Annotated in this window: 8 protein-coding genes; 3 read left to right on the top strand and 5 right to left on the bottom strand. The window is 46.1% G+C overall.

The genetic code is table 11. The annotated features are described in order from the left end of the window. The 4 genes from VIP81_RS00545 to sppA all read right to left on the bottom strand — a co-directional run. On the bottom strand, nucleotides 1–440 hold a 440-nt coding region (locus VIP81_RS00545), incomplete at its 3' end, for an SRPBCC family protein (protein ID WP_331956522.1). Nucleotides 441–525: 85 nt separating this feature from the next. Then, entirely contained in the window at nucleotides 526–1,056 is a 531-nt protein-coding gene (locus VIP81_RS00540; protein ID WP_331956521.1) for an SRPBCC family protein, read from the bottom strand. A gap of 39 nt (nucleotides 1,057–1,095) precedes the next feature. After that, a complete protein-coding gene (locus tag VIP81_RS00535) occupies nucleotides 1,096–2,202 on the bottom strand; it encodes an ABC transporter permease (protein WP_331956520.1) in 1,107 nt (368 codons plus the stop codon). A 319-nt stretch (nucleotides 2,203–2,521) separates the two neighbouring features. Continuing rightward, the gene (gene sppA, locus VIP81_RS00530) at nucleotides 2,522–4,273 is read right to left on the bottom strand and encodes a signal peptide peptidase SppA (RefSeq protein ID WP_331956519.1); all 1,752 of its coding nucleotides are present in this window, start codon (nucleotides 4,271–4,273) and stop codon (nucleotides 2,522–2,524) included. A gap of 86 nt (nucleotides 4,274–4,359) precedes the next feature. On the opposite strand from sppA, the gene folK reads away from it, so the two are divergent. Both folK and VIP81_RS00520 read left to right on the top strand, forming a co-directional pair. Further along, nucleotides 4,360–4,845, top strand: coding sequence for a 2-amino-4-hydroxy-6-hydroxymethyldihydropteridine diphosphokinase (gene folK, locus VIP81_RS00525; RefSeq protein WP_331956518.1), 486 nt, complete (start codon nucleotides 4,360–4,362; stop codon nucleotides 4,843–4,845). Nucleotides 4,846–4,878: 33 nt separating this feature from the next. After that, nucleotides 4,879–5,508, top strand: coding sequence for a deoxynucleoside kinase (locus tag VIP81_RS00520; RefSeq protein WP_331956517.1), 630 nt, complete (start codon nucleotides 4,879–4,881; stop codon nucleotides 5,506–5,508). A 242-nt stretch (nucleotides 5,509–5,750) separates the two neighbouring features. On the opposite strand, the gene VIP81_RS00515 is transcribed toward VIP81_RS00520, so the two are convergent. Next, complete coding sequence (locus VIP81_RS00515) at nucleotides 5,751–6,986, bottom strand: NAD(P)/FAD-dependent oxidoreductase (protein WP_331956516.1); 1,236 nt, start codon at nucleotides 6,984–6,986, stop codon at nucleotides 5,751–5,753. 120 nt (nucleotides 6,987–7,106) lie between these two features. Here VIP81_RS00515 and VIP81_RS00510 point away from each other — a divergent pair. After that, a partial coding sequence (locus VIP81_RS00510; protein ID WP_331956515.1) for an MG2 domain-containing protein occupies nucleotides 7,107–7,588 on the top strand: 482 nt, incomplete at its 3' end.

The following is a 7,588-nucleotide window of genomic DNA, read 5'->3' as shown; positions in this document are numbered from 1 at the left end:
CACCAGGGCAGCATGCCCAGCTTTATTTCCATATGCCAGAATATCGCAGTGGATTTGCCGTCTGCCGTTGGCTTCAGTTCAATGCCACCATTTACCGGCCTGGCATCCCTGATATCCAGCAGGTAATGTATTCCTTTGGTGGAGTCGCTGTCCAGGATCGTTACCTTACCACTGCTTTCCTTCCCTTCCCAGCTATACCAGGCGCCTGTTCCGGCAGCCGGCTCAGAAAATACCAGGGTAGCAGTGCTATCGGGTCTGGTCCACGGATTCCATGGCTCCCAGGCTTTCAGGTCACTCACATGCGCGTACACCACATTTATAGGTGCGCGTATCACGCCGGTGCGCTCTACCACACCCGTAGAGGGAAATAACAACGACAGCAGAAAAATCATACCGCCTAAAATGATCACACTGATCAGCAACAACTTAATAAGACGCATAGAAAAAAATTACGAATTACGAATTACGAATTACGAACGACAGTGTATGAAATACCCCGTAATTCGTAATTCGTAATTCGTAATTCTATTTACCGACAATCCTTTTTATATTTTCCAATCCCTGCTCAAAATCCTTCCCCACCCACTTATCCATCATCAGCCCCATTACTTTTCTCAATGGATGCTGACCGGTGTTACAGATCAGTCCCCAGGTAACCAGGGTGCCTCCGGTAGCCGCATCAAAGCGAAAATAACCTTTGGCGGGGCCCATGGCCATAAAATCGATAGTGGTGGCGATGTACTGAGCGTCCCGCGATTCGGTAACAGACATATGCCCCCTGCCTACATTACGGTTGTTGCTTTCCCAACTGTACCCTGCTCCTACGCCACTGTCTTTTTCACCATAGGTAATCTTTATGGCAGGGTCCTGCGCCATCCACGGCGACCATAGCTCCCAGTTACGCACGGCATTTACCAATGGGAAAATAACACCGGCTGCTGCAGGGACTAACAGCGAACGCTCCACTTTAACAGTGGGTGACAGGAAGAAACTGAAAATGAAAAGCCCCAGTACAAGGACAATAAATGCACCCAGAATAATGAAAAAGGCTTGCATCTGACTGGATTTAGATAGCACAAAGCTAACAAAATCGCACTATTCCCATTTGAATACTTTCACGGCTACCGCATATACGATAACTCCCCATAAAGTAAGAATGGCAATATCCCAACCCACATTCCACAAATGTTGCCCTTCAAAGGCCACTTTCCGCAGCGCATCGATCAGGTAAGTCAACGGCATTATTTTGCAAATAGGCTGCAACCAGCCCGGGAAGGAGTCTATCGGGAAAAATGTACCCGCCAGCAGGAACTGCGGCAAAGTCACAATATTGGCTAAAGGCGGAATGGTGCTTTCGTTTTTAGCCAAACTGCTCACCACAAAGCCGAAACCCATGAATACCAGCAGTCCGAATACAGACAACACCAGCATTTCCAGGAAAGTAGCAAAGCCATGCACCAGCGTAAAGCCAAAAGCAAAATGCCCCAGGGCAATAATCACCACAGAGCTGATCAACTGGAAAATCATCCGGCTCAGTGCTTCCGCCAATACAATATAGGTACGTTTAATCGGTGTAGCAAAGAAACGCTTGAGTACCAACGTTTGACGCATGTTATAAAACAGGAAAGCGGTACCAAATACGGCTGCACTCATCAACGCAAAACCCAGCTGTCCCGGTAAAATAAAGTCAATGGTCTTAAATTCACGTCCGGGGATCTCTGTTTGCCTAAAAGTCGCCACAGAAGGACGTTTGTATTCGGCATCATCCATCGTTGTGGTCACGCCTTTCAACATGCCCATCAGGATCATTTTCTTACTGGCATCCGAAGCGGTGGATGTCCGGATATCTACTTCATAATGTTGCACCTGGTCAGCACTCGTGGCCGGCGTTACCTTCAGAATAGCCACCAAACGGCCTTTCTTCAGATCTTCCTCCATCTCAGCCGCCGGCTGATCTGATATCAGCTTCAGGGCGCTTATGCTATGCAAGTGCTGATAAAACTTAGTCGTAGTATCGGTTTGGCGATCTACCCCCACTTTTACGGAAACACTGCTGCCTCCTATAAACCCAAACACCAGGATAAATACCAGCGGGAACCCCAAACTAAACACCACGGCGGAAGGACTCCGGAATATACCCCTTAAACTTCCTTTCGTAATCGCCAGCATGGCCCTCAACTGATTGTACTTAGCTCCATTCATCTGATCTGCTATTTTAAAAACCGGAAGCAAAACTACTATAAAAAAGCAGAAAGCATAAAGGATAAAGCAAAAAGCCATGGAAGCGATTTTTTGTCTTACTCAGGATTATACTGATTTTGATGATTTATAGGATTTATTTTATTGATTAATAAGATTAGAAAAGATTAGCGAAGATGAACATCATATGTTGTTCATCTTCGCTAATCTTTTCTAATCATGAAAAAAAATAATCGTGAAAATCATCAAAATCAGTCTAATCCTGAGTAAGACAAAAAATCGCTTCCATGGCTTTTTACGTTATGCTTTAAGCCTTCTGCTTTTAGAAATTATATTTAAACGGCATTTTCGCCTGTATTTCGCCATGCATCTGCTGCGCATCCTTTAGCTGCTGATACAGCTCAAAATTAGCGCCCAGCTCTCTTTTTACCATTTTCAGGCTCACATCTGCACCCAACCCTTTCATCAATTTGGTGAAGGGATCTTTTACTTCCGGATACTCCCTTAAACGGTACTCCGATAGTTTAGCCAAGCGGGCCGCACAAGCCAGGGCTTCGTTGATACCGCCTATACGGTCTACCAGTCCCAATTCCTTTGCCTGCACGCCGCTCCATACACGTCCTTGCGCAATACTGTCCACTACTGCAGGGTCCAGCTTTCTGCCAGCCACCACGCGGGATTTAAAGGAAGCATAAGTGCTGTCTACGCCATTCTGTATAAACCGTTTTTCGCCTTCTGTCAGCGGACGGCCTACCGAACCCAGATCAGCATACTGCGCGGTTTTAACACCGTCGAACGTTACACCCAGCTTATTTTTAAAGAAGTCCTGCATATTAAACATCACCCCAAATACCCCGATAGATCCGGTTAATGTATTTGGCTCTGCAAAAATGCTGTCGGCCATACAGGAAATGTAGTAGCCACCGGAGGCAGCATAATCACCCATAGATACGACCACCGGTTTTGCCTTTTTAGCCAGCGACAACTCCCGCCAGATCACTTCAGATGCCAATGCACTCCCGCCACCAGAGTTCACGCGGAACAGGATGGCCTTCACTTTTTTATCTTCTCTCGCCTTGCGGATTTCACGGATATAATTTTCACTGGCAATGGTATTATCACGGTCAGATTCTCCGCCAATGATATCGCCCTGTGCGTAGATCAGTGCAATTTTACTCTCCCCCTCTCCAATAGGCAGATCCGTACCCGTGTTATATTTCCCGAGGGTGATAAAATTTATTTTATCATCCGCCTTAGTGCTGCTTTTAGTTTTCAGCTCGGCCTCTATTTCATCATCGTATTTCAAACCATCTACCAGCTTATATTTCAGCGCATCAGCGGGTTCCTGGATCAGGTTTGCGTTGGCATAACCATGTAAAGTAGCGGTATCTATGCTACGTGCTTTACCTACTCCCTGGAGGAAATTACCATATAGTTCTCCCAGGAACTGGGTAGTTTGTATACGATTCGCTTCTGTCATCTGGGTTTCGCGCAAAGGCTCTGTGGCACTCTTGAATTTACCGCAATAGAAGATTTCAGGTTTTATTTCCAGCTTTTCGAGGGTGCCTTTTAAAAACATCACCTGACTGGAAAAACCAGTAAAATCTACCATCCCTTTAGGATTCAGATATACCTTATCTGCCGCACTGGCGAGGTAATAAGCGTTTTGCTCCATTACTTCCCCATATGCATAAACGAACTTGCCTGATTTGCGGAAACGAAGCAAGGCATTACGTAATTCTTCTGTGCTGGCAAAGCCATTGGGATTGCCATTTACTTTCAGATAAATACCTTTGATGTTGTCGTCGTCCGCTGCATTTTCGATCAGTCTTACTGTCTGAAATAAACCGGGGATCTCTCCTGGTTCATCTTTCATCAGGGCGCCAAGGGGGTTCACCAACTTCTGTTCTTTGTATGACTGGCCTGTTTCGAGCACCAGCACGCCATTGGGGTTAATAGTTACCTTTTCGGAGGTAAGGGCCTTGCCGATCATCACCAGCAGCACGATGATACATATCCCTGTAAATGCAACAAGTGCAAGAAAGGCGGCCAGGAAAACTTTGAAGAAACGCATACTTTTTGGTTAAGATGAAACTGAAATGGAAAGATACATTTTTTCAAAAATAAGGAATATGGCTACTTTTGGGGCCTGAAATATACATGAATACAGCAATATTACTTATAGGTGGCAATTTGGGCGATCGTACCAGTAACCTTCAAAAGGCGGTACAACTGATCACTGAAACAGCCGGAGAGGTGATACAAACCTCCGCCTTATACCAGACCGCTCCCTGGGGAGCCGTGGACCAGCCTGATTATCTTAATCAGGGTATGGAAATCCGCACCACAATGGATGCACTAACGTTATTGCATACACTTTTGGAAATAGAGAGAAAGATTGGCCGTATCCGACAGGAGAAATGGGGTTCGAGGGTGATCGACATCGATCTCATCTTCTTCAACGACAGCATTATAGCCCTCCCGGAATTAAAGTTGCCGCATCCCCGGATGCAGCTCCGGCAATTTGTTTTGGTGCCTTTGCTGGAGATTGTCCCGGATTATGTACACCCCGTGCTGCATAAAACGGTGAGAGAACTGGCAGACGACTGCCCCGATACATTACCGGTTAACCGCTACCCCCACTAAATGCAGTAGCACATCTCCTAAACAAACATATTCATGCACTATAAATTTATTACGGTAGAAGGGAATATCGGCGCTGGTAAAACAACACTGGCCAATATGTTGTCTGCTCATTTTTCCGCGAAACTGATCCTGGAAGAATTTGCGGATAATCCTTTCCTCCCCCTCTTTTACGAACGCCCACAACAATACGCATTCCCGCTGGAGCTGTTTTTCATGGCGGAACGATATAAGCAACTCAAGGAAATGCTGCAGTCGCAGGATCTTTTCAGGGATGTCATCATCTCCGATTATCTCTTTATCAAAAGCCTGCTGTTCGCAAAAATTAATCTGCCGGAAGAAGAATATGCCCTGTATCAGAAATTATTCGATATCATCAATCCGCAGCTGGTACAGCCCGAACTACTCATTTTCCTGAATGCACCCGTAACCAAACTACAGGAAAACATTAAACACCGCAACCGCACCTACGAACAACATATCCCGGACGAATACCTCATGAACGTACATGATATGTACATGCAGTATATTAAACAACATCCGGTACGTACGCTCGTAGTAGATACGACCAAGGTAGATTTCCTCCGGCAGCCGGAAGATTTTCAAAACCTGCTGCTGGCGCTGGAAAAAGAGTACGCACCCGGTGTGCATTACTTAAAACTGTAAAGCGGAGGGGATCGCCTTCGGCGATTGTCTTTGTCCAGGATTATACTGATTTTGATGATTTTCCGGATTTTTGCTTTTATGATTTTGTAAGATGAAAAAAGACTAGGGAAGATGAACACAGACTATGGTGTTCATCTTCCCTAATCTTTTTTAAATCCCAAAAAAATCATCAAAATCATCAAAATCAGTATAATCAGTATAATCCTGGACAAAGACAATCGCCGAAGGCGATCCCCTCCGCTCTAAACCTTTTGCGCTATTGCATTTGCCGCTACGAAACCACTGGTCCAGGCATGCTGAAAATTAAAGCCCCCGGTGATACCATCTACATCCATTACCTCGCCGGCAAAATATAAATCCGGTACCAGTCGGCTTTCCATGGTGGCAGGATCTATTTCACTCAGCGTAATGCCGCCACAGGTAACAAATTCCTCCTTAAAAGTAGTTTTGCCTTTTACCGGGAATTCCATGCTCACCAGCAACTTCATTAACTTATTCTGGTCTTTGGCCGGCAGATCGGCCCAGCGCATTTCCTCCGATATCCCCACCTGTTGCAGGAGAAATTGCCACAGGCGTTGCGGTAAACTAAATGGGTTCTTATTATATAATTTCTGTTTCCCCAGCTCAAAACGAAGGCTTTGCCAGTCTTCCCGCAGGGTATTTTCATTATACGCGGGCAGCCAGTTCACGATAGCCGTAAAGGTATACTGCAATTGCTGCAGCTCCCGGGCTCCCCAGGCCGACAGCCGCAATATGGCCGGGCCACTCATGCCCCAATGGGTAATCAATAAAGGACCCAGCTCCTGTAATTTGGTACCGGCTACCTTTACCTGTGCCGTGTTGGCTACACCCATCAGACTGGTGATAGGATTACCAGGCATATTAAAAGTAAACAGCGAAGGCGCCGGAGGCACTACACTATGGCCACTTTGTTGCAGCCAGGCAAACTTGCCGGCCTGTGCATACCCACCGGCAGCAATGCATAAATAATCGGCGGTCAGCTCACTGCCGTTCTGTAGTTGCAGCTGCCAACGGCCATTCTTCCCTTTTTTAAAGGAAGTCACTTCTGTATTGGTCCGGATATTTAATCTGTATCTATCTGCTTCCCGCAGCAGGCAATCAATGATGGTCTGGGAACTATCTGTGACAGGGAACATACGTCCATCCTCTTCGGCCTTCAGTTTCACCCCTCTTTCTGCAAACCACTCAATAGTGTCGGAGACAAAAAAGCGGGAAAATGATTTCTTTACAAAATTTTGGCCCCTTGGATAGCGTTTAGCCATATACGTAATGTCCGGTGCATTATGGGTAACGTTACACCGGCCACCACCACTTACCTTCACTTTGGATAAAAGCTTGCCTGTTTTCTCCAGCAGCACTACTTCCAGCTGCGGGCAAAGTCGGGCCGCATTTACCGCACAAAAAAATCCGGCAGCTCCACCGCCTGCCACCACTAAACGTTTCTGTTCTGAACTCATTAAAATCTTGTTAAAACCATGGCTTGAACACGCAATAATAACAAACCTGCCGTAATCTTACCGATTAATCTTCCGAAGTTTATATTTTTACATATATTATACTGGCTCAAAATATATTGCATGCAACCGCACCTGAAGAAAAAGCGACATCACCTGAAGTGGATGATCCCGGCCGTTCTGTTAACTGGCGTAATGAGTGCACTGGCTATACTACCATCGCCGAATGATTGGTCCGACCGCATAGTGAAAGCATTACAAACATTCGGTTCCCGTTACCCGGCTGAAAAGGTCTATCTCCACCTGGATAAAGACTACTATGCTGCCGGCGAAACCATTTGGTTCAAGGCTTATTTAACCCTGCAGGGGATGCCTTCCACCTCCGCCACTAATCTATATGTAGAGTTGTTGGATAAGAATAATAACATCGTACAAAAGAAACTGTTTGCTGCCGGCAATGCCGGTGCGCCGGGTAACTTCGATTTGCCTGAAACACAAAAACCAGGCGTGTACCAGCTCAGGGCCTACACCGCCTGGATGCTCAACTTCGATCCCGCTTTCAGCTACAACAGGACCATAGAAATATTTGATCCTTCCAAAAAAAC

The organism is Chitinophaga sp. (assembly GCF_036566945.1).
GTDB lineage: Bacteria > Bacteroidota > Bacteroidia > Chitinophagales > Chitinophagaceae > Chitinophaga.
The sequence above is the reverse complement of the archived record's forward strand: the minus strand, read 5'-3'. Positions and strand labels throughout refer to the sequence as shown.

Coding starts and splice junctions, on each gene's coding strand:
- VIP81_RS00540 (WP_331956521.1), bottom strand. CDS start 1,056: ATGCAAGCCTTTTTCATTATTCTGGGTGCATTTATTGTCCTTGTACTG.
- VIP81_RS00535 (WP_331956520.1), bottom strand. CDS start 2,202: ATGAATGGAGCTAAGTACAATCAGTTGAGGGCCATGCTGGCGATTACG.
- sppA (WP_331956519.1), bottom strand. CDS start 4,273: ATGCGTTTCTTCAAAGTTTTCCTGGCCGCCTTTCTTGCACTTGTTGCA.
- folK (WP_331956518.1), top strand. CDS start 4,360: ATGAATACAGCAATATTACTTATAGGTGGCAATTTGGGCGATCGTACC.
- VIP81_RS00520 (WP_331956517.1), top strand. CDS start 4,879: ATGCACTATAAATTTATTACGGTAGAAGGGAATATCGGCGCTGGTAAA.
- VIP81_RS00515 (WP_331956516.1), bottom strand. CDS start 6,986: ATGAGTTCAGAACAGAAACGTTTAGTGGTGGCAGGCGGTGGAGCTGCC.